This window comes from Prauserella flavalba (assembly GCF_003202235.1).
GTDB lineage: Bacteria > Actinomycetota > Actinomycetes > Mycobacteriales > Pseudonocardiaceae > Prauserella_A > Prauserella_A flavalba.
On record NZ_MASU01000009.1, the window covers coordinates 305710 to 326905 of the forward strand.

General features: G+C 71.9%; 19 protein-coding genes. 6 read left to right on the forward strand and 13 right to left on the reverse strand.

The features are described 5' to 3' along the window. Positions 1 to 15: 15 nt before the first annotated feature. Complete coding sequence (locus BA062_RS23490; RefSeq protein WP_110340213.1) at positions 16 to 1785, reverse strand: Xaa-Pro dipeptidyl-peptidase; 1770 nt, start codon at positions 1783 to 1785, stop codon at positions 16 to 18. A gap of 150 nt (positions 1786 to 1935) precedes the next feature. On the opposite strand from BA062_RS23490, the gene BA062_RS23495 reads away from it, so the two are divergent. The 3 genes from BA062_RS23495 to BA062_RS23505 all read left to right on the forward strand — a co-directional run bounded on the left by BA062_RS23495 (position 1936) and on the right by BA062_RS23505 (position 4781). Next, the gene (locus BA062_RS23495) at positions 1936 to 2688 is read left to right on the forward strand and encodes a class I SAM-dependent methyltransferase (RefSeq protein ID WP_110340215.1); all 753 of its coding nucleotides are present in this window, start codon (positions 1936 to 1938) and stop codon (positions 2686 to 2688) included. Between the two features lie 77 nt (positions 2689 to 2765). Further along, complete coding sequence (locus BA062_RS23500) at positions 2766 to 3695, forward strand: serine hydrolase (protein WP_110340217.1); 930 nt, start codon at positions 2766 to 2768, stop codon at positions 3693 to 3695. Between the two features lie 12 nt (positions 3696 to 3707). Next, a complete protein-coding gene (locus tag BA062_RS23505; RefSeq protein ID WP_110340219.1) occupies positions 3708 to 4781 on the forward strand; it encodes a DUF2293 domain-containing protein in 1074 nt (357 codons plus the stop codon). On the opposite strand, the gene BA062_RS23510 is transcribed toward BA062_RS23505, so the two are convergent. Together BA062_RS23510 and BA062_RS23515 are read right to left on the reverse strand one after the other, a co-directional pair. Then, positions 4752 to 5201, reverse strand: coding sequence for a CBS domain-containing protein (locus BA062_RS23510; RefSeq protein ID WP_110340221.1), 450 nt, complete (start codon positions 5199 to 5201; stop codon positions 4752 to 4754). The two genes, BA062_RS23505 and BA062_RS23510, sit on opposite strands and share 30 nt — an antisense overlap. Positions 5202 to 5293: 92 nt before the next feature. Next, a complete protein-coding gene (locus tag BA062_RS23515; RefSeq protein ID WP_110340223.1) occupies positions 5294 to 6202 on the reverse strand; it encodes a neutral zinc metallopeptidase in 909 nt (302 codons plus the stop codon). A gap of 80 nt (positions 6203 to 6282) precedes the next feature. Between BA062_RS23515 and BA062_RS23520 the strand changes: the two genes are divergently transcribed. After that, positions 6283 to 8331 (forward strand): prolyl oligopeptidase family serine peptidase, encoded by a 2049-nt coding sequence (locus BA062_RS23520; RefSeq protein WP_110340225.1) that lies wholly within the window; start codon positions 6283 to 6285, stop codon positions 8329 to 8331. On the opposite strand, the gene BA062_RS23525 is transcribed toward BA062_RS23520, so the two are convergent. The 4 genes from BA062_RS23525 to BA062_RS23540 form a co-directional block, all read right to left on the reverse strand. Next, positions 8319 to 9083: an SDR family oxidoreductase gene (locus BA062_RS23525; RefSeq protein ID WP_210406969.1), complete on the reverse strand. Its 765-nt coding sequence runs from the start codon at positions 9081 to 9083 to the stop codon at positions 8319 to 8321. The two genes, BA062_RS23520 and BA062_RS23525, sit on opposite strands and share 13 nt — an antisense overlap. A gap of 95 nt (positions 9084 to 9178) precedes the next feature. Continuing rightward, positions 9179 to 12043, reverse strand: a complete 2865-nt coding sequence (locus tag BA062_RS23530) for a vitamin B12-dependent ribonucleotide reductase (RefSeq protein ID WP_110340227.1) — start codon at positions 12041 to 12043, stop codon at positions 9179 to 9181. Positions 12044 to 12077: 34 nt separating this feature from the next. Further along, complete coding sequence (gene nrdR, locus BA062_RS23535; RefSeq protein WP_110340229.1) at positions 12078 to 12575, reverse strand: transcriptional regulator NrdR; 498 nt, start codon at positions 12573 to 12575, stop codon at positions 12078 to 12080. A gap of 288 nt (positions 12576 to 12863) precedes the next feature. Next, a complete protein-coding gene (locus BA062_RS23540) occupies positions 12864 to 13316 on the reverse strand; it encodes a LysM peptidoglycan-binding domain-containing protein (protein ID WP_110340231.1) in 453 nt (150 codons plus the stop codon). Positions 13317 to 13547: 231 nt separating this feature from the next. Here BA062_RS23540 and lexA point away from each other — a divergent pair, with 231 nt between their 5' ends. Continuing rightward, the gene (lexA, locus tag BA062_RS23545) at positions 13548 to 14237 is read left to right on the forward strand and encodes a transcriptional repressor LexA (RefSeq protein ID WP_110340233.1); all 690 of its coding nucleotides are present in this window, start codon (positions 13548 to 13550) and stop codon (positions 14235 to 14237) included. A gap of 8 nt (positions 14238 to 14245) precedes the next feature. Here lexA and BA062_RS23550 read toward each other — a convergent pair whose 3' ends face one another. From BA062_RS23550 to BA062_RS23560, 3 genes are all read right to left on the reverse strand, one after another. Continuing rightward, on the reverse strand, positions 14246 to 15277 hold the full coding sequence (locus tag BA062_RS23550) for an SdiA-regulated/phytase-like domain-containing protein (RefSeq protein ID WP_391353747.1): 1032 nt from the start codon (positions 15275 to 15277) through the stop codon (positions 14246 to 14248). 11 nt (positions 15278 to 15288) lie between these two features. After that, complete coding sequence (hflX, locus tag BA062_RS23555; RefSeq protein ID WP_245959977.1) at positions 15289 to 16668, reverse strand: GTPase HflX; 1380 nt, start codon at positions 16666 to 16668, stop codon at positions 15289 to 15291. A gap of 202 nt (positions 16669 to 16870) precedes the next feature. Then, positions 16871 to 17374: an ArsR/SmtB family transcription factor gene (locus BA062_RS23560; protein WP_110340235.1), complete on the reverse strand. Its 504-nt coding sequence runs from the start codon at positions 17372 to 17374 to the stop codon at positions 16871 to 16873. Positions 17375 to 17436: 62 nt separating this feature from the next. Between BA062_RS23560 and BA062_RS23565 the strand changes: the two genes are divergently transcribed. Beyond that, on the forward strand, positions 17437 to 18678 hold the full coding sequence (locus BA062_RS23565) for an MFS transporter (RefSeq protein ID WP_110340237.1): 1242 nt from the start codon (positions 17437 to 17439) through the stop codon (positions 18676 to 18678). Here the strand turns inward: BA062_RS23565 and dapF are convergent. The 3 genes from dapF to BA062_RS23580 are packed head-to-tail and all read right to left on the reverse strand — an operon-like array spanning position 18675 to position 21104. Then, a complete protein-coding gene (gene dapF, locus BA062_RS23570) occupies positions 18675 to 19499 on the reverse strand; it encodes a diaminopimelate epimerase (protein WP_110340239.1) in 825 nt (274 codons plus the stop codon). The two genes, BA062_RS23565 and dapF, sit on opposite strands and share 4 nt — an antisense overlap. 10 nt (positions 19500 to 19509) lie before the next feature. Continuing rightward, entirely contained in the window at positions 19510 to 20415 is a 906-nt protein-coding gene (miaA, locus tag BA062_RS23575; protein ID WP_110340241.1) for a tRNA (adenosine(37)-N6)-dimethylallyltransferase MiaA, read from the reverse strand. Continuing rightward, complete coding sequence (locus BA062_RS23580) at positions 20412 to 21104, reverse strand: class III extradiol dioxygenase subunit B-like domain-containing protein (RefSeq protein ID WP_110340243.1); 693 nt, start codon at positions 21102 to 21104, stop codon at positions 20412 to 20414. The genes miaA and BA062_RS23580 overlap by 4 nt, the downstream gene beginning before the upstream one ends. Positions 21105 to 21196 lie beyond the last annotated feature (92 nt).

Consider the following 21196-nt stretch of genomic DNA (forward strand, 5'->3'; position numbering starts at 1 on the left):
GCCCGCCGACCGCGCTCAGAACGCCGCGCGCAGGGCCGCCTTCCCGCCGACGACCGGCACCTCCACCGCCGTGTTCCGCACGTCGATCGCCAGCCCCGCGCCGGGCTCGGGCCGCAACGTGAAGTCGTGGTCACTGGACAGCAGCACGAACTCCAGGCGGTGTCCCGCGGCGAGCACGTAGTCGTCCGGCTGCAGGCCGAACGACACGTCGTACGGCACCCCGGGCCGGATCGGCTGCGTGCGCCACGGGCTCGTGCGGTTCTGCGGATCCGTCCAGCCGCGCGTGATCACGGTCGACGTGCCGTCGGGCGCCCGGTCCACCAGCACGCCGGTGACGTTCGCGGCGGGCCGGTCGAACGCGACCTTCAGCTCCACCGACGCCGTTCCGCTCAACCGCACGGGGTTCCGCGCCGGACCGGTGGAGTAGGCGAGCCGGTTCGCCGACGACGGCGCGTCGACGAGCTGTTCCACGGTCTTGGTCGCGTCGTCGGTGAACCGCTCGACGACGGGCCGTCCGCGCAGCGGGCCGGACACGTCGAGCCCGCCGCGTGCGGAGCCGCCCGGCCTCGGATACAGCGTCACGTCCCGGGTCCCGGGCGCAGGCCAGTCGGCCTCGTCGGTCCACGACAGGTCCTCGCGCTGCACCGTGGACCTCGGCTCGTCCTCGATCCCGTTGTCGACGCCGTACAGGTAGTGGGAGAACCAGCGGTTGAGCGTGCGCAGCCATTCCTGCTGCCGCAGCCCGTACGGGTCGGCGTGGCCGGACTGGTGCCACCAGATCCTGCGTTCCACGCCCGCCTTGCCCAGCGCCTCGTACCACCTGGCCGCCTGGCTCGTGGTGACGTTCCAGTCGTTGAGGCCGTGCACCACGAGCACCGAGGCACGCACGTCGCGGGCGTCGTCGAGGTAGTTGCGCTCGTGCCAGAAGGCGCTGTAGTCGCCGGTGACGCGGTCCTGTTCCCTGGCGAGCTCGTCGATCATCGGACGGCAGATCGCCCGGTCGTCGCGTGTGTACACGTATTCGGCGAGCACGTCCGCGTCCTCGCCCTGGAAACCGCCGGGCGCCACGACGGCGCCGTCCTCACGGTAGTAGTCGTACCAGTCCGAGATCGCCGCGATCGGCACGATCGTCTCGAGCCCCTCGACGCCGGTGCTCGCGACCGCGTTGGGCAGGGTTCCGTTGTAGGACACGCCCATCATGGCCGTCTTGCCAGTGGTCCAGTCCGCCGTGACGGGTGTGCCCTCGGCGTCCCTGGCCTTCGCCCTTCCGCCCAGCCAGTCCACGACGGACTTGGCGCCGATCGTCTCGTTCTCGCCGCCGGTGGTGGGGCAGCCGGTGGAGGCGCCGCTGCCGAGCGACTCGGCGTAGACGACCGCGAACCCGCGCGAGACGAGGTACTGCTCGTAGCGCCAGGTGATCTGCGGCTGGGGCTTGCCGTGCCCGTCCGGGACGTACAGCTCCACGTCGACGTTGTGGTTGACGACGTCGTTGCCGCCCGCGTAGTACGGGCTCGCCTGGTAGACCACCGGCACCCGCAGGCCCTGCTCGGTGGCCCTGGGTCGGACGATCTCGACGTGCACCTCGTCGTCGGCGCCGTCGCGGTCGCTGTCCACCGGCGCCGTCACCCAGAGACTCTCGCGTACCACGTCGGCGGGATCGAACACCGGCTGCGCCTGCCCGTCCTCGAACACCGGCCCCGGCGGCGGCTCCGCCTGCGCCGCGGCGGGAACCAGCGGCAGCGCGATGACGGCGGTGAGCAGGACGGCGAGGCGTGCGGCTCTCACGGTGCCCCCAGTCGGTCGGCGATCGGAGTGGTTCGACCTTTCCGGCGCCGTCCCACGGTGTCAAGGAAGGCGGTGCGGATCCCGACGAAAGGTTGTGCCCGCGGGGATCGCGCCCGGTAAACCGGTGGCGGGCGCTGAGACGATCGGAGTATGTCTCGTTCGTTCGACGATCTGGTGGTCGAGGCCGCGACCGCTCCGGTCGACGGCTGGGACTTCTCGTGGCTCGGGGGCCGGGCCACCGAGCAGCGCCCGTCCTGGGGGTACCAGCGGCAGCTGGGCCGGCGGCTGGCCCGGGCGTCGGCGGCGCTGGACGTGCAGACCGGCGGCGGGGAGGTGCTGGCCGGGGTGCCGCGGTTCCCGCCGGTGCTGGTGGCGACGGAGTCGTGGCCGCCGAACGTGGCCGCGGCGGCGCGGTCGTTGCGGCCACGGGGCGCGGTCGTCGTCGAGACCACGGACGAGCCGCCGCTGCCGTTCGCCGGCGCGGCGTTCGACCTGGTGACCAGCCGCCACCCGGCGACGGTGTGGTGGGAGGAGATCGCGAGGGTGCTCCGGCCGGGCGGGACGTACTTCGCCCAGCACGTGGGCCCGGGCACCATGTGGGAGCTGGTGGAGTACTTCCTCGGCCCGCAGCCGGAGGCGCGCCGGAAACGCGATCCCGAGCGGGAGGCCGCGGACGCGCGGGCCGCCGGCCTGGAGGTCGTGGACGTGCGGTCGGAGCGCCTGCGCGTGGAGTTCTTCGACATCGGCGCCGTGATCTGGTTCCTGCGCAAGGTGATCTGGACCGTGCCCGGCTTCACCGTGGACGCCCACCTCGGCCGGCTGCGCGAGCTGCACGAGCTGATCCGGCGCGACGGCGTGTTCACCGCCCACTCGGCCCGCACCCTGATCGAGGCGAGGAGATGACCAACTGAGAACCCGGTGCGCCTGATGTTCACACCGAGTTGACCGGCAACGTACCGATCGGGTGATTCGCTGGTCCGGTGAAGCGTCGGGCGATCGGCCTCAGTGCGCTGGCGGCGGGACTCGTCGCGACCGTGATCACCGTGTCGGCGGTGACCAGGGCCGACACCGTGGCGTCTCCCGAGCCGGAGGCGCCCACCCGTGCCCCGGTCACCGAGGAGGCGTTCACACGGCCGCCGCTGACACCCACCACCGAGGCCCCGGCGCCGGAGCGGGAACGCGCGGAGCTGGCGCGGGCGGTCTCCGGGGCCGTGACCGCGGTGGTGCCGGGCACGCGCATCGGCCTCGCCGTCCACGACCGGCTCACCGACTCGATGCTCACGAGCCTCAACGCCGACGCGCAGTTCTACACGGCCTCGGTGGTCAAGCTGCTGATCGCCACCGAGGTGCTGCGCGAGGCGGACTGGCAGGTCCCCGGCGGCGCCGAGCGCGAGGAACTGCACGCGATGCTGGCAGGCAGCGCCGACGGGGTGGCGTCCGCGCTGTGGGGTGCTTATGGCGGCACCGAGATCGACCGGAACGTCGCGGAGCTGATGGGCCTCACCGGTACGAGCCCGCCCCGCGAGCCAGGCCAGTGGGAGCTGACGCGGATGAGCGCGCGCGACGTGGTGACCGTCTACGAGTACCTCGACGACGAGCTGCCTCGGCCCGCGAGCGACTTCGTGCTCAGCGCGCTGGCGGACGCGAGGCGCGTGGCGGTGGACGGCTTCGACCAGTACTTCGGGATCCCCGCCGTGTTGCCGGACGGCGAATGGGCCGTCAAGCAGGGCTGGATGGAGGTGCGCGACGGGCTCGTGCTCAACACCACCGGCATCGTCGGCTCCGACCAGCGCTACATCGTGTCGCTGCTCGCGCACCTGCCCGGCGGCACCGGCTTCGCCGAGGCGAGGACGGCGCTCACGGCCGGTGTCGCAGCGCTCGCGCCGAGCCTGGAGGAACAGGCAGGCTAGGCTGTCGGCGCCATGACGAAGCTGCGCCAGCGGGTGATCGACGCCGCCGAGACCGCCCTCGCCCGACAGCACTACGTTGCGCCGATCGAGTTGTTCTCCGCGCTCGGCTGGCTGCCCGTTTCCCGAGCCGAGGAGTGGCGCTCCGGCCGCGTTCCCTGCCTCGAGCACGCCCTCCCGGTGGACGCGCGCAAGGTCACCGACGCCGTGGCCCACCTGCGCGACTGGGCCGCGGCCCGTGGCCTGACGGCCAGCGACACCGCCTACCTCGCCCGTACCCGTGACAAAAGGCCCCTGCGCTTCACCGCCGACGGCGGCGAAACGGTCGAGCGTCTCTGCCGCACGCACTGGATGTCACCTGAGCTGTCCCCGAAACGCCTCGAACGGCTGCGGGAACGGCAGAACAAGGCACCGGACCTCACAGTGACCACCGCGGAGCAGGCGTGGACGTGCGCGGGCTGTGGCGCGAACGCCGGCGCGGGCGAGTTCCAGCTCGTCGAGGACACCGGCCCGCTGTGCCTGACCTGCGCCGACTTCGACCACCTCGCGTTCCTGCCCTCGGGCGACGCCGCGCTGTCCCGCCGCGCGAGGAAGGAGAGCACGTTGTGCGTGCTCGTCGTGCGGCTCAACCGCAGGCGCAAGCGGTACGAGCGGCAGGGCATCCTCGTGGAGCCGGCCGCGCTCGACCGGGCCGAGGAGCAGTGCCTCGCCGACGAGGACCTGCGCGCCCGCCGCCGGGTCCGCGACGCCGAGCGGCGCGCCGTCCAGGACGTGGAGTTCCAGGCCCGGTTCGCGGCCGAGATCGTGCGGCTCTTCCCCGGCTGCCCCCGCGAGCGGGCGCGGGCGATCGCCGAACACGCCGCCACCAGGGGCAGCGGCCGTGTCGGACGTTCGGCCGAGGGCCGGGCACTCGGCGAGGACGCCGTGCGACTGGCCGTGATCGCGTCGGTGCGGCACCTCGACACCGCCTACGACGACCTGCTGATGTCCGGAATGCCGAGAGTGGACGCGCGCGAGCGCATCCGCTCCGACATCGACCGGGTGCTGCGCGGCTGGGAGTCAGCCGGTGGCGTTGAACGTCCCGCCTGAGATGTAGGCCTCCAGCTGTTCCTGGTTCTGCTCCAGCTCGTCCATCCGGGACTTCACCACGTCGCCGATGCTGACGATGCCGCCGAGCCTGCCGTCGACGAGCACCGGAACGTGCCGGATCCTGCGCTCGGTCATCACGGCGCTGAGCTGGTCGACCGAGTCCTGGGGGGTGCACGTGGCCACGACCGTGGTCATGATGGCGGCGACGGGCCGGTCGAGCAGGCCGGGACCGTGTTCGTGCAGGCGGCGCACGACGTCGCGCTCGGACACGATGCCGGCCACCTCGTCGTGGTCGTCGACGACCACCAGCGCGCCGACGTTGTGCTGGGCGAGTCGGGCGAGCAGCTCTCTGACGGTCGTCTCCGGAGCAACGGTGGCCACCATCGCCCCCTTGCTCCGCAGCAGATCGGCAATGCGCATGAATGTCTCCTCCCGCCGAGAACCGTGAGCTGCCTCACACCAGGTTAGTGGTCGGGTGGGCAGCGTGAAAGCTCTCGGCCGGGGCGCCGACCTCAGGCGACCTCCGCGGCGGGCGCGGTCCACGTGTTGCACGCGGAGGGACCGTCGGCCGCGAACCCGGTCTCCGCCCAGCGGACCTGGTTCTCCAGCGTCCCGTGGGTGTCGCTGTCGATGCTGTTCGCGAAGTCGCCGACCCCGCTGCGGGCCTCCTCCCAGCTGATCTCCCCGCGACCGGCGACGGCGGCGAGGAAGAGCCCCGCGAAGCAGTTGGCCTGCAGCTCGGTGCGCCGCGTCAGCTCCAGCTCGCCGGGCGACCCCGGGTCCAGCCCGGCCATCAGCTCCGCCATGGCCGCGAGCGTGCCGCTGAGCTTCTGCACGTGGTGGCCGTACTCGTGCGCGAGCACGGCGAGGTGCGCGGGACGGTACAGCCCCAGGTACTCGATCAGGCGTTCCCTCGGCATGTAGATGATCCCGTCGGCGCCGCAGTAGAACGCGGTGGCCTCGTCCTCGCCGGGCATCGCGCCGCAGCGGCTCGACGCGTCCGACGCGATCTCCAGCCCCGCCTCGGCGAACCGGGACCCGGTACCGGTCAGCACCGGCTCCCAGGCGGCGTCGAGGCAGGTCAGCGCCGCTGAGTAGAACGTGCGAAGCCGCTCGGGGGAGCCGTCGAGCCCGGGCAGGTCGCAGGTGACGCCCGGCAACGTGACGCCCTCACCCAGCAGCGGGCCGGCACCCGGGTCCGCGGCGGGCTCGTTCGCGGGAGCCCTCGGCGGCGACTCCACCGACGGCGTCGCCACGAGTCCGTGGACGGCGTCCGGGGACGGCAGCGCGACACCTTTCACGGGCGCGGCCGCCCTGCCCGCGAGCGCGACCACGCCGACGACCCCCAGCACGAGCACGAGCACGCCCAGCACCGCGAAGGGGTTGTTCCTGGCGGGGCGGACATCGTCGATTCTGTCCACAGTGCACGTCAGCCTATCGGCGCGGCACCGCGTCCCGGATCACGAAACGGGAACCGATGCGCGCTGGCAGACTGGAGGCCATGACCGACGCAACACCCCCTGTGGACGACGACCCGTACCTCTGGCTGGAGGACGTCACCGGCGAGCGTGCGCTGGACTGGGTGCGGGCCCGCAACGCCGAGACGGTCGCGCGGCTCACGGGCGGTGAGCGGTTCGACCGGGTCCGCGGCGAGCTGCGCGAGGTGCTCGACGCCGACAACCGCATCCCCTACGTACGCCGTCGCGGGGAGCATCTCTACAACTTCTGGCGCGACGCCACCCAGCCGAGGGGACTGTGGCGGCGCACCACGCTGGAGGAGTACCGCAAGGCCGAACCGGACTGGCAGGTGCTCATCGACGTCGACGCGCTCGCGGAGGCCGAGGGCGAGAACTGGGTGTGGCAGGGCGCCGAGGTACTGCGGCCCGGGCTGCGGCGCTGCCTCGTGGAGCTGTCCCGCGGCGGCGCGGACGCGACCGTGGTGCGCGAGTTCGACCTGGAGCGGCTCGAGTTCAGGGGCGTCGCGGACGGCGGCTTCGAGCTTCCCGAGGCGAAGAGCTCCGTCGGCTGGATCGACGAGGACCACATCTACGTCGGCACCGACTTCGGCGAGGGCTCGCTCACCAGCTCCGGCTACCCGCGCGTGGTGAGGGAATGGCGGCGCGGGACCCCGCTCGCCGAGGCGCCCGTGGTGTTCGAGGGCAAGCCCGACGACGTGTCGGTGCGCGCCTACCACGACTCCACCGAGGGCTGGGAACGCGACTTCGTGCGCCGCAACGTCGACTTCTACCGCTCGGAGCTGTACCTGCGCACGGCGGACGGGCTCGTGCGCATCGACGTCCCCGAGGACGCGAACGCCTCCGTGCACCGGGAGTGGCTACTGGTGCGCACGCGCACGCCGTGGGGCGAGTACCCGGCCGGCGCGCTGCTCGCCGCGAGACTCGACGCCTTCCTCGCCGGTGAGCGCACCATGACCGTGTTGTTCGAGCCGGACGCGCACACCTCGCTCGACTACTACGCGTGGACCCGCAACCACCTGGTGCTGGGCACGCTGAGCGACGTGAAGACCAGGCTGCGTGTGCTCACCCCGGCGGACGGCGGCTGGCTGGACGAGCCGCTCGCGGGCGTTCCCGAGGTCGGCAGCGTCGACCTCGTCGGCACCGATCCCCATGGCGGCGACGAGTTCTTCCTCGACGTCACCGGGTTCACCGAGCCGTCGACGCTGGTGCGCGGCGTGGTGGGCGGCACACTGGAGACGCTGCGGCAGGCGCCCCCGTTCTTCGACAGCGCGGGGCTGGTGGCCGAACAGTTCTTCGCGACGTCGGCCGACGGCACGCGGATCCCGTACTTCGTGGTCGGCGCCCACGAGAACCGGCCGGGGCCGACGCTGCTCACCGGCTACGGCGGGTTCGAGGTGTCGCAGACGCCGTACTACAGCGGCATGACCGGCAGGGGCTGGCTCGCCAGGGGCGGAACCTACGTGCTGGCGAACATCCGCGGCGGCGGGGAGTACGGCCCGGACTGGCACAACCAGGCGATCAAGGCCAACCGCCACCGCGTCTACGAGGACTTCGCCGCCGTGGCGGCGGACCTGGTGGAGCGCGGCATCACCACGCCGGCCCGGCTCGGTATCCAGGGCGGCAGCAACGGCGGGCTGCTGATGGGCGTCATGCTCACCCGCTACCCCGAGCTGTTCGGCGCCATCGTCAGCCAGGTGCCGCTGCTCGACATGCGCCGCTACCACAAGCTGCTCGCCGGAGCGTCGTGGATGGCCGAGTACGGCGATCCCGACGATCCCGCCGACTGGGCCTACCTCTCCCGGTACTCGCCGTACCATAACGTCCACAGTGGACGATCTTATCCTCCGGCGCTGTTCGTGACGTCCACGCGCGACGACCGGGTGCACCCGGCGCACGCGCGCAAGATGGTGGCCCGGATGCGGGAGCAGGGCTATGCCGCCGCGGACGTCGGCTACTACGAGAACATCGAGGGCGGGCACGGCGCGGCGGCCGACAACGCGCAGCTGGCGTTCAAGTGGGCGCTGGTCTTCGAGTTCCTCTGGGAGCGGCTGGCCGGCGATCAGCGGCGCTGAGCGAGGAACTCCTCGAACGTGACGCGGCCCTCGGCGTGCCCGGGCGCGAGGTGCAGACCATCGCGGTAGGCCCGGTAGGACCGGCCCGCCAGCGGGACGCTCACGATCTTGCGCGCGCGCCCGGCCGTGTCGAGGTAGGCGCGGGCGAGGTCGCTGAGCTCGCGGACCTCCGGCCCGCCGAAGTCCGGCACGCGGCCCGAGGGCGCCCCGGTGGCCAGCTCGGCGAGCCGCGCGCCGACCTCGCCGGAGTCGACGGGCTGCACGCGCACGCCCTGGGGCAGCACGAGCACGGGCGGCCGGGCCAGTGCGGACAGGATGCGGTACACGAGGTCGTGGAACTGCGTGGCGCGCAGGACGGTCCACCCGACGCCGGAGTCGGCGACCACGCGCTCGGCCGCGAGCTTGCCGCGGTAGTACGGCAGCGGGTGCCGATCGACGCCGGCGATCGAGATGTAGACGACGTGCGGGCAGCCCGCGTCCTTCGCGGCGGCGAGCACGGTGCGGGCCAGCTCTGCCTCACCGCGCACCGCGTTGGTGGCGCAGTGAACCACCGCGCTCGTGCCCTCGACGGCGGCGGCCAGCCCGGTGCCGCCGCGATAGTCCACAGTGGCCCATTCGTGCGGCTGCGGCCCGGCGGGCGCCCGGCGACGGCTGGCGACGCGAACGGGTTGGCCGCGGTCGAGCAGGTACCGCACGACGTGCCTGCCCAGCGTGCCGGTGCCGCCGGTCACCAGGATCGGAGAGATCGCCATGCCCGAGTCTCACGCGGCGCGGCACGTCACCGCAACAGCGGAAGGCCGGAGATCGGCGAGCGATCTCCGGCCTTCCGCGTCACAGGCTCAGCGCGTCAGCTGCAGCCAGAGGTGGCTCCGCAGCCCTCGCAGGCGTAGCACGAGCCGGCCGGGCGCATCTTCGTTCCGCACGTCATGCACAGCGGCGCGTCGGCGGCCTTGCCGAGGTGCAGCTCCATCAGCTCCGTGGTGGTGTGCGCCTCCCGCAGCCTCGCGGAGTCGTCCTCCTGCGAAGCCTCCTGCTCGACCGGGCGCGTGCCGCTGGCGTCCACGCTGCTGCGCAGCGCCTCCAGGTCCACGCTCTCCGGCTCGGCGTTGCCGTTGCCGTAGTCGGCCTCGACCTGCGCGGAACGCTCGTCGGCGGTGAAGATGCCGAGCTGCGCGCGCTTCTCGTAGGGCAGGTAGTCCAGCGCCAGCCTGCGGAACAGGTAGTCGAGCACGCTGGTGGCCATCCGCACGTCCGGGTCGTCGGTCATGCCGGCAGGCTCGAAGCGCAGGTTGGAGAACTTCGAGACGTAGAACTCCAGCGGGATGCCGTACTGCAGGCCCACCGAGATCGACATCGAGAACGCGTCCATGACACCGGCCAGCGTGGAGCCCTGCTTGCCGAGCTTGACGAAGATCTCGCCGAGGCCGTCGTCGGGGTACGAGCCCGCGGTCAGGTAGCCCTCGGCACCGCCCACGGTGAACGACACCGTCTGGCTCGGGCGCTTCTTCGGCAGGCGCTTGCGCACCGGGCGGTACTCGACGACCTTCTCCGGCTCCGCCTCGGCCTTCTCCTTCTTGCCGGTGGAGAGCGGCTGGCCGACCTTGCAGTTGTCGCGGTAGATCGCCAGCGCCTTGAGGCCGAGCTTCCAGCCCTGGAAGTAGATCTCCTCGACCTCCTCGACGGTCGCCGACTCCGGCATGTTGACCGTCTTGGAGATGGCGCCCGACAGGAACGGCTGCACGGCGGCCATCATCCGCACGTGGCCCATCGGCGCGATGGAGCGCTCACCGACGGCGCAGTCGAACACCTCGTAGTGCTCGGGGCGCAGGCCCGGAGCGTCCACGACGTGGCCGTGCTGCGAGATGTAGTCGACGATCGCCTCGATCTGCTCGCCCTGGTAGCCGAGCGAGTGCAGCGCGCGCGGCACCGCGTTGTTGACGATCTGCATGGAGCCGCCGCCGACGAGCTTCTTGAACTTCACGAGCGAGAAGTCCGGCTCGATGCCCGTGGTGTCGCAGTCCATCATGAAGCCGATGGTGCCGGTCGGAGCCAGCACGCTGGCCTGCGCGTTGCGCCAGCCCGACGCCCCGCCGATCTCGATGCCGCGCTGCCACTCCCGGGTCGCGAGCGAGCGCACGTTGACGTCGTTGGTGTGGTAGGTGCGGATCAGCTCGTTGGCCGCCGCGTGCTTGCGCATCACGCGCTGGTGCGCCTCGGCGTTGCGGGCGTAGCCCTCGTACGGGCCGACGACACCGGCCAGCTCGGCCGAACGCCGGTAGGACACGGCCGTCATCAGCGACGTGATCGAGGCGGCGAGCGCGCGCCCGCCGTCGGAGTCGTAGGCGTGACCGGTGGCCATGAGCAGCGCGCCGAGGTTGGCGTAGCCGATGCCCAGCTGCCGGAACTTCCGCGTGGTGTCCGCGATCGGCTCGGTCGGGAAGTCCGCGAAGCAGATCGAGATGTCCATCGCCGTGATGACGAGCTCGACGGCCTTGGCGAACAGCTCCGCGTTGAACGTGCCGTCGTCGGAGAGGAACTTCAGCAGGTTCAGCGACGCGAGGTTGCAGCTGGAGTTGTCGAGGTGCATGTACTCCGAGCACGGGTTGGACGCGGTGATGCGGCCCGACTCGGGGCAGGTGTGCCAGTCGTTGATCGTGTCGTCGTACTGGATGCCGGGGTCGGCGCACTCCCACGCCGCCTGCGCCATCTTGCGGAAGAGGTTCTTGGCGTCGACCCGCTCGATGACCTCGCCGGTCAGCCGCGCGCGCAGCCCGAAGTCGCCCTTGTTCTCCACGGCCTGCATGAACTCGTCGGAGACGCGGACCGAGTTGTTGGCGTTCTGGTACTGCACCGACGCGATGTCGGCGCCACCGAGGTCCATGTCGAACCCGGCGTCGCGCAGCACGCGGATCTTGTGCTCTTCCTTGGCCTTGGTCTCGATGAACTCCTCGACGTCGGGGTGGTCGACGTCGAGCACGACCATCTTCGCCGCGCGCCGGGTGGCGCCACCGGACTTGATGGTGCCCGCGGAGGCGTCGGCGCCGCGCATGAACGAGACCGGGCCCGAGGCCGTGCCGCCCGAGGAGAGCAGCTCCTTGGAGGAGCGGATGCGCGAGAGGTTGAGGCCCGCGCCGGAGCCGCCCTTGAAGATGCGGCCCTCTTCCTTGTACCAGTCGAGGATCGACTCCATCGTGTCGTCGACGGAGAGGATGAAGCAGGCGGAGACCTGCTGCTTGGACGAGGTGCCGACGTTGAACCACACCGGGGAGTTGAAGCTGAACACCTGGTGCAGCAGCATCCAGGTCAGCTCGTGCTCGAAGATCTCCGCGTCGGCGGGCGAGGCGAAGTAGCCGTGCTCGGTGCCCGACTCGACGTACTTCTTCACCACCCGGTCGATGAGCTGCTTGAGGCTGCTCTCGCGCTGCGGGCTGCCCACGGCGCCCCGGAAGTACTTGCTGGTGACGATGTTGGTGGCGTTGAGCGACCAGAACTCGGGGAACTCGACCCCGCGCTGCTCGAAGTTGATCGTGCCGTCACGCCAGTTGGTCATGACGACGTCGCGGCTCTCCCACGTGACCTCGTCGTAGGGATGCACGCCCTCGGTGGTGTAGACGCGCTGGACCTTCAGGCCCTTGCGCGCGGCCGCACCGCTCTGCCGCTTCTTCCCCGACCTGCCGGAGGCCTCGGCGCCGACCCCCACGGTTTCTGTCATGACTCCCACTCCCGCGTTCGCATTCGCGGCGACGTCACGCGTCGTCCGCACTCTTCCCGCTGCCGGCGGCCGGATCGGCCGCACCCGCAATCGCCTGCCGAAGATCCGAGATCTCCTTCTCGAAGTCCTCGATCGAGGAGAACGAGCGGTACACACTCGCGAACCGCAGATAAGCCACAGCGTCCAGCTCGCGAAGCGGGCCCAGGATGGCCAGCCCCACCTCGTGGCTCGGTATCTCCGCGACGCCCGCCGCCCTGATCGACTCCTCGACGCGCTGAGCGAGCTGCTGTAACGCGTCGTCGTCGACGGGACGGCCCTGGCACGCACGGCGCACTCCCAGAACCACCTTGTCGCGGCTGAACTGTTCGGTGACCCCGGAACGCTTCACGACGGCGAGGACCATCGTCTCCGAGGTGGTGAACCGGCGACCGCACTCCGAGCACGAGCGACGGCGGCGAATCGCCTGGCCTTCATCCACCTCACGAGAGTCGACGACACGGGAATCGGCGTGCCTGCAGAATGGGCAGCGCATGTGCCGATCACCTCCTCATCGCACCGGGTCCGACCGTGGTGTCCGACCACGGGGCCGCAATCGCCCTGGTGATCGTTGTGTGGACACCCGGTGGGTGAACACCGACAAGCTGTGGATAACTCTGTCGATTCTACCCCAACTTGTGGACCAACTACAGCCATGTAACTACTACATGTTGGGGTTGACCTTAAGAGCAGCGGGCCCCCTGGCGCAAGCTGACACGGCATGCACGAGGGAGTGACGGCCGACATAAGGGCCGCACTCGGAGTAGAGGGAGCGGTCGGGGCGTCAGCCGCCCGCGGGTACGACGAGTGGCGTCCCTGCGTCGACCTGCGCGCCCGTGAGCCCGTTCAGCTCCTGGATGCGCTCGACGACGGCGGCCGGGTCACTGCCCGGCGCCGCGCGCTCGGCGAGGTCCCACAGCGTGTCACCCGGCGCGACCGACACCACCACGGTGCCCGACGGGACTCCTGCCTCCCCTCCGCCCGCGATACCGCCCGCGAAGAGCCCGAGCCCGACCATCCCCAGGCACACCGCGGCACCGAGCGCGAGCAGCAGCGGCCAGCGCGGCGCCACCGGCCTCGGCGCGCACGTGGCCACCCCGGCGGGCCTCCGCCCGGCGACGACCCGCGCCCTGGTCGGCGGGCGCCGGGTCTCGCCCGTTCGCGACCTCCGCACGACCCTGCCCGGGTGCTGGACCCGGCCGATCTCGCGGACTTCCCGCTCCACGACAACCGACATCGCAAACCTCCTCGAACATGCGTTCTATCGAACGCCCGTGCGAAGGTGTACCACCAGGGTCCGACAAAATCGAGCGCGGCACGGCGTGTCGATCGAACAAATGTTTGAAATCGCCGTCGGCGCGGGCTAGCGTCGAGTGTGGACAGCGGGCAGGCCCACGGACGCCCGCACGCGGCAGGACAGGCAACCCCGGGCACGGCGATCGCCGGCCCTCGACTGGGAGGCAACGCGGTGGCACGCAAGACCAAGGACGACGGCGGCAAGGTGCACGCCCTTCCGGAGATCGAGGACCCGGACGAGAGCCTGACCCCGCGTCAGCAGAAGGTGCTCGAGGTGATCCGGGACTGGGTCGACCGGTTCGGCTACCCGCCGAGCGTCCGGGAGATCGGCGAGGCCGTGGGGCTCACGTCCACGTCGTCGGTCTCGCACCAGCTCCGCGCGCTGCAGCGCAAGGGGTACCTGCGCCGCGATGCGAACCGCCCGCGCGCGGTCGGCGTGCTCTCCGCCGAGTCCGACCGGGCCGCCGCGCTGGCGGAACAGCTGCCGAAGCCCGCCTTCGTGCCGCTCGTGGGCCGCATCGCCGCCGGTGGCCCCGTGCTCGCCGAGGAGGCCATCGAGGACGTCTTCCCGCTGCCGCGGGACATCGTCGGCGAGGGCGACGTGTTCCTGCTGAGCGTCACGGGTGACTCGATGATCGACGCCGCCATCACCGACGGCGACTGGGTCGTGGTGCGCCAGCAGCCGAACGCCGAGAACGGCGACATCGTGGCCGCGATGATCGAGGGCGAGGCGACGGTCAAGACGTTCAAGCGCAAGGACGGGCACGTCTGGCTGATGCCGCACAACGAGGCGTACGAGCCGATCCCGGGTGACGACGCCACGATCCTGGGCAAGGTCGTCGCGGTCCTGCGGCGGCTGTAGCGGCCCGGCTAACGGCGGCGGAGCCTGCTGAGGCCGAAGACGAGTACCGCCGCCACGCCCACGGCGATGGCGATCCCCGGCAGCACCGGCACGCCCGAGCTGTCCTGCTCGGCCGCCGGAGCGGGGCTTCCCGCGGCCTCCTCCGGTCCGCCGGCGGGCTCGCTCGGCGCGGTCTCCACGTCGACGAGGCCGGCCGCGCCGCGCACGACCCGCACCGGGCTGCCCGCGCCCTCGCTGACCGAGAGCAGCGAGCCGTCCGGTTCGAACGCGATCGCCTCCCCCTGCGCCTCGTCCGGCAACGGCACCCGCACCGGCGAGCGCTGCAACGCGGCCACGACGTCGCCGTCCGGCGCGGGGTACAGGTAGGCGTCGGTGTAGGTCCGCACCGCGAACACGCTGCCGTCGGCGTTCGTGGCCGCACCGGTGACGAGCATCGAACCGGCCGTGCCCACAGGGCCACCCGGCGTGTCCGTGGCCGACAGGCTGAGCGAGCCGACCTTCTCCAGCGGGGTCGGCCCAGGACTGGCGAGCGGCGCCGAAGGCCGGTACACCGCCGAGCCGCCCAGCACGTTCTTGGTGATGAGGTACGGCGTGCCGGCACGGTCGAGCAGCAGCGCCTCGGCGTCGTGGGCGCCGTCGGGGTAGGTCAGCCGGTACAGCGTGGCCTGGCCGCCGGGCGGCACGGCGTGCAGCGCCACCGTGTCCCGCCGCTTGCGGTTGTCGCCGGTGTCGCCGAGCCACAGCGTGCCGTCCGGGGCCAGCGCGAGGTCCTCGACGTCGTAGGGGTCCGTGGGGTCGGTGAGTACGTCCTGCACCGAACAGTCCTTGCCCAGCACGAAGATCTCGATGCTCGTGCCGCCGTCGTTGACGGCGTACCAGCTGCCGTCGTCGGCGGCCAGTCCCGACACCTCCGCGAGCCGCTCGTCGCCGAGCGAGCAGACCGTGTCGGGAGCGGGCGCCTGCGCCGAGGCGGGCACGGCGCCGGCGGCGAGCAGCAGCGCGAGGATGGACGCGCCCGCTGCCCACCGCCGACCGTGCAAGCTCACACCCGTCAGATCGCGGAGCCGTTGGTGACATAACGCTGCAGCGCGGCGGCCAGGTCCGGGTGGACCCTGGCCTGCAGCCGTGTGCCCTCCGGCGTGTGCTCCTCCGCGAGCACCTCGCCGTCGGCGTGGGCCCGCGCGACGAGCTCGCCCCGCGCGTACGGCACCAGCACGTCCACCGCGACCTCCGGCCTGGGCAGACGCTGGGCGATCTCCTCCACGAGCGTGGCGACGCCCTGGCCGCTGCGCGCCGACACCACGACGGCGCCGGGCAGCAGGTGCCGCAGCCTCGCGAGGCTCACCTCGTCCGCGGCGTCGGCCTTGTTGATCACGATCAGCTCCGGCGGCAACGCGTCGGAGCGCCGTTCGGCGATCTCGTGGAGCACCTCGTGCACCGCGTTCACCTGCTCCTCGGGAGCGGGCGCCGACCCGTCCACGACGTGCACGAGCAGGTCGGCGTCGGCGGCCTCGTCGAGGGTCGAGCGGAACGCGTCGACCAGCTGGTGCGGCAGGTGCCGCACGAACCCGACGGTGTCGGTCAGCGTGTACGCCCTGCCGTCCGGGGTCTCCGAACGGCGCGTGGTCGGGTCGAGGGTGGCGAACAGCGCGTCCTCCACCAGCACGCCCGCGCCGGTGATGGCGTTGAGCAGACTCGACTTGCCCGCGTTGGTGTAGCCGACGATGGCCACGCTCGGCACCTCGTTGGCGACGCGGCGGCCGCGCTTGGTGGCCCGGATGGTGTCCATCGCCGCGATCTCGCGGCGCAGCTTGGCGACCCGCTTGCTGATGCGCCTGCGGTCGGTCTCCAGCTTGGTCTCACCGGGACCGCGCAGGCCCACGCCACCGTTCGCGCCGCCGGCGCGGCCACCGGCCTGCCGGGACAGCGACTCACCCCAGCCCCGCAGTCGCGGGATGAGGTACTGCAGCTGGGCCAGCTCGACCTGGGCCTTGCCCTCACGGGAACGCGCGTGCTGGGCGAAGATGTCGAGGATCAGCGCCGTGCGGTCGATGACCTTGACCTTGAGCTTCGCCTCCAGCTGACGCAGCTGGCCGGGCGAGAGCTCACCGTCGCAGATGACGGTGTCCGCGCCGGTCGACGCCACGATGTCGGAGAGCTCGCGCACCTTGCCCGATCCGACGTACGTGGCCGGGTCCGGCCTGCTTCTGCGCTGCACGAGGCCCTCGAGGATCTGGGACCCCGCGGTCTCAGCGAGACGGGCCAGCTCCTCGAGCGACGCCTCGGACTGTGCGGCCGTCCCTTCGGTCCAGACGCCGACGAGCACGACCCGTTCGAGCCGCAGCTGCCGGTACTCGACCTCGGTGATGTCGGTGAGTTCGGTGGAGAGGCCCGCGACCCTGCGCAGTGACGCGCGGTCCTCGAGCTCCAGTTCCCCCTGGGAGAGCTCCGTGCCGTCGGCGTACTGGCCGAACTCGTCGAAGAGCTCCTCCGGCTCGTATTGTGCTTCCGCCCGCGGGATGTCGCGGGGACTCGGCTTGCTCACATGCCTCCAGTTGTGCTGTCGGGCCGACTCACCGATCGACCTCGTCTGCGTTCCATGCTGCCACGATCCGCGCGATTCGCCGAACCGTTTAGCGACTCGGGTACATCCCGATGTAGACGGCCATCCGCTCGGCGTCCGGGTCGACGGGCCTGCTCCGGAAGTCCTCGAGCAGCTCCTGGATCCGGTTCTCGAACTCCTGGCGCTGGTCCTGCGGCACCTGGGCGACGAAGCGCCACTGCTGCAGCTCCCCCGCCTCCAGCTCGGCGATCTCGGCGAGGTAGGCCTCCAGCATCGCCTCGCGGAGGCGGACGTCGCTGCCCGCGGAGTCGAGCGCCCACGAAAGACCGGTGGAGCGGTAGGGAATCTCCTGCGCGCCCCGGTTTCCCTTGCGGCGCCGTTGCGGCTCGAGAAAGCCCGTCTCGACCAGCTTGCGCACGTGGTGCAGCGTCGTGGCCGGGTCGCGGCCGAGCCGCTGGGCCAGCTCCTTGTTGGTCAGCGCCTCGGAATAGGTCAACCGGATGATGCGCAGCCGTATTCCCGAGGCCAGCGCGTTCGCCTCGGCCTCGGTCGCCTTGCGTCGCCGCGTTCCCACCTGGTCAGAGTACGAGCCACAAGTGATTGACACTTTCCAATCGCTTACCCACACTCGTTCGGGTGAGCTCCGACTCCCTGTGGTTCCACCGCGACTTCCGCCGCCTGTGGGCCGGCGACACCGCGAGCCAGTTCGGCACGTTCGTCGGGCACACCGTGCTGCCGGTGCTCGCCGCGACCGTCCTCGCGGCCTCGCCACTGGAGATGGGCCTGCTCACGGCGGCGGAGCACGCCGCGTTCCTGCTCATCGGGCTGCCCGCGGGCGTGTGGGTGGACCGCCTGCGCCGGAAGCCCCTGATGCTGCGCGCCGACCTCGCCCGCGCCACGCTGCTGCTCAGCGTGCCGCTGGCCTGGTGGGCGGACGTGCTCACGCTCACCCACCTGATCGTCGTCGCCCTGCTGGTGAGCGTGTGCACGCTGTTCTTCGACGTCGCCTACCAGTCGTACCTGCCGTTCCTCGTCGGCCGGGAGAAGCTCGTCGAGGGCAACGCGAAGCTGCAGGTCAGCCAGTCCGTCGCCCACGTCACCGGCCCCGGCCTCGCCGGAGTGCTCGCGCAGGCGCTCGGCGCGGCCAACGCCGTGACGGCCGTCGGGCTGAGCTACCTCGCCTCGGCGTCGTGCCTGCGCCGCATCCGCGCCGTCGAACCGGAGCCGGAGCCGCGCGGTGAACGCAGACTGCTCGCCGACATCGGCGAGGGGCTGCGGTTCGTGTTCGGCAACCCCAACCTGCGGGCCATCACCACGTGCACGGCCGTGGGGAACTTCGCGGGCGGCGGGCTCACCGCGGTGCAGGTGCTCTTCCTGACCCGCCACGTGGGGCTCTCCCCCGCCGGGGTCGGGTTCGTGCTGGCGGGCGCCGGTGTCGGCGGCGTGCTCGGCGCGCTCGCGGCGAGCCGCCTGATGCGGATGCTCGGGCAGGCGCGCGCCGTGTGGCTGGTGCCGCTGCTGACCTGGCCCGCCGAGTTGCTCGTGCCGCTCGCCGCGCCCGGCTGGCGGGCCTCGCTCGCCGCGATCGGGCTCGCGGTCGCCGGGGCCGGGATCGTCGTCTACAACGTGGCGCAGGTCAGCTACCGGCAGGCGATCTGCCCCGACCGTCTGCTCGGGCGCATGAACGCGAGCGTGCGGTTCGTGGTGTGGGGCACGATGCCGCTCGGCGGGCTGCTCGGTGGCGTGCTCGGCGAGCTGATCGGGGTGCCCGCGACGGTGTGGGTCACCGCGAGCCTGCTCGCCGGGGCGGCGCTGTTCGTGGTGTGCTCACCGCTGCGCGGGCTCCGCGACATCCCCCGGACGCCCGCCGCCGCCTAACCGACGCTGTTCCACCAGGTGCCGTCGAGCTCGCCACGGCCGACGAACACGGCGGGGCCGGTGAGCGTGGACGCACCACGCTCGACCGTCACCGTCACTCTGCCACCTGGGATGTCCACAGTGGACTTACCGGTGTCGGTTCCCGCGAGGTGCAGCGTGGCGGCCACCGCCGCGACCGTGCCGGTGCCGCACGCGCGCGTCTCGCCCACCCCGCGCTCGTAGACCCGCATCCGCAGCGCGTCGGTGTCGAGCACGTTGACGAACTCCAGGTTGACGCCCTCGGGGAAGAAGTCCCGGTCGTAGCGGGGCGCGTCGCGCAGGTCGAGTGAGGCGACGTCGTCGTCGAGCGTGGAGACCAGGTGCGGGTTGCCGACGTCCACGGCGACCCCGGACAGCTCCCGGTCGCCGACCACCGCCACCGACGTGCCCGTGATCCGCGCCGGTCCCATGTGGACGGTCACCGACCGGTCGGAGTGCACGCGCACCGGGCGGTCGCCGGCCCGGGTTCCGACGACGAAGTCGGGGCCGGTGGCCAGCCCCGCGTCCACGAGATAGCGGGCGAACACGCGCACGCCGTTGCCGCACATCTCCGCGACCGAACCGTCGGCGTTGCGGTAGTCCATGAACCATTCGGCGGCCGAGTCGGCGCCGAGGGTGGCCGAGCGGACGACGCGCAGCACGCCGTCGGCGCCGAGCCCGCGCTGCCGGTCGCACAACGCGGCCACGCGCGCGGGCGTCAGCTCCAGCCGGGCCGACGCGTCGGGCAACAACACGAAGTCGTTCTGCGTGCCGTGCCCCTTCAGGAACTCGATGCCACCCATGCCACCAAGATTACGGGGCGAGCCAGGACGCGACCCGATCGGTCAGGCCCTCCGTGGCGCCGTCGAACCAGTGGATCCGCTTGTCCCGCCGGAACCACGACCGCTGCCTGCGCACGAACCGCCGCGTCGCCTGCGCCGTCGCCGCCGCGGCACCGGTGAAGTCGTCCGTTCCCTCGTCGAACGCGGCCAGCACCTGCTGGTAGCCGAGCGCGCGCGAGGCGGTCTTGCCCTCGCGCAGGCCCCGTTTCTCCAGCTCGCGCACCTCGTCGACGAGCCCGGCCGCGAACATGTGCTCCACCCGCAGGTCCACGCGGGCGTCGAGCTCGGCGACGTCGCGGTCGACACCCACCAGCACCGTGCCGTAGCGGGGCTCGCCGGGCTTGGGCAGGTTGGCCGAGAACGGCTGCCCGGTGATCTCGATGACCTCCAGTGCGCGGACGATGCGGCGGGTGTTGCCCGGCAGGATCGCCGCGGCGGCCTCCGGGTCCGCGGCGGCGAGCCGCTCGTACAGCGCGCCGGTGCCCAGCCTCCGTGCCTGTTCCTCCAGCCCGGCCCGCACCTCCGGGTCGGTGCCCGGGAAGCGCAGGTCGTCGAGCACCGCCTGGACATAGAGCCCCGATCCGCCCACCAGCACCGGCACCTTCCCGGCCGCGAGCAGGCGCTCGATCTCGGCGCGCGCGTCGCGCTGGTAGGCCGCCACGGACGCCGCCTCGGTCACGTCGAGCACGTCGAGCAGGTGGTGCGGGACACCGCGGCGCTCCTGCTCGGTCGCCTTGGCGGTGCCGATGTCCATGCCCCGGTAGAGCTGCATGGCGTCGGCGTTGACGACCTCGCCGCCGAACGCCAGCGCCAGCTCGACCCCGAGCGCCGTCTTGCCGGTGGCGGTGGGGCCGACCACCGCGATCGGCCGGATCACGACCGCTCCCAGACGGCCACGTGGTAGGCCACGCCCAGCGGCGCCTCCGAGTACAGCAGCTCGCCGTGCCAGGTGCCCGTGCGGGCGAGCCCGGCCAGCACCTGCCACGGCACGCGGCCCTGCACACCCAGCTCGGCGGCGAGCCCGGGCGCGATGCCCAGCAGCGCCCCGGCGTCGGCGGCGGCCAGCGCGGCGCCGACCTCCGCGTCGAAACCGGGCGCGCGCGGGTCGTCTCCGCCGGGTGCCGCGACGCCGTGCCGGTTGGAGCCGTCGCCGAGCACCAGCAGGCCGATGTCGCCGTCGAGCGCGGCCAGCCGCTCGCCCACGGCGGCGCACTCCCCGGGACCCGCCGACGGGGTGAGCAGCTCGACCTCCACCGACTCGGCCCCGGCCTGCTCCCGCAGCCACCCGGCGAGCAGCGCGGGCAGCGGCAGGTCGGCGGGCTCGCCGTCGGCGGCACCGGAGAGCGCGACGCGCACGTCGACCCCGAAACCCCGGAATGTGCCGCACGCCGAGGGCGGAATCGGGCAAGCTTGTGCGGTGGCGCCGACAGCGACCCAGCGAGGGGGAAGCCGTTTCACGGCCGCCACGCAGGCGTCGCGGAGGGACGCGGTCTGCTCGACGGCACCCGGCACGAGTTCGGGCACCAGGAGCGGGGGCTGGGGCACCACGGCGGCACGCGTGATCACGCGTTCCGAGGTTACCCGGCGCGCCCATGGAGGTACGTCTTGAGGCATGAGGTACCCAGAACCGCGCTGACCTGTTTGAATGCGGGCCTGGA

Bases quoted from the DNA above. Each gene is read 5' to 3' on its own strand.
- BA062_RS23530 (WP_110340227.1), bottom strand. From the start codon at position 12,043: ATGACAGAAACCGTGGGGGTCGGCGCCGAGGCCTCCGGCAGGTCGGGG.
- BA062_RS23520 (WP_110340225.1), top strand. From the start codon at position 6,283: ATGACCGACGCAACACCCCCTGTGGACGACGACCCGTACCTCTGGCTG.
- BA062_RS23525 (WP_210406969.1), bottom strand. From the start codon at position 9,083: ATGGCGATCTCTCCGATCCTGGTGACCGGCGGCACCGGCACGCTGGGC.
- dapF (WP_110340239.1), bottom strand. From the start codon at position 19,499: ATGGGTGGCATCGAGTTCCTGAAGGGGCACGGCACGCAGAACGACTTC.
- BA062_RS23505 (WP_110340219.1), top strand. From the start codon at position 3,708: ATGACGAAGCTGCGCCAGCGGGTGATCGACGCCGCCGAGACCGCCCTC.
- nrdR (WP_110340229.1), bottom strand. From the start codon at position 12,575: ATGCGCTGCCCATTCTGCAGGCACGCCGATTCCCGTGTCGTCGACTCT.
- BA062_RS23540 (WP_110340231.1), bottom strand. From the start codon at position 13,316: ATGTCGGTTGTCGTGGAGCGGGAAGTCCGCGAGATCGGCCGGGTCCAG.
- BA062_RS23495 (WP_110340215.1), top strand. From the start codon at position 1,936: ATGTCTCGTTCGTTCGACGATCTGGTGGTCGAGGCCGCGACCGCTCCG.
- BA062_RS23510 (WP_110340221.1), bottom strand. From the start codon at position 5,201: ATGCGCATTGCCGATCTGCTGCGGAGCAAGGGGGCGATGGTGGCCACC.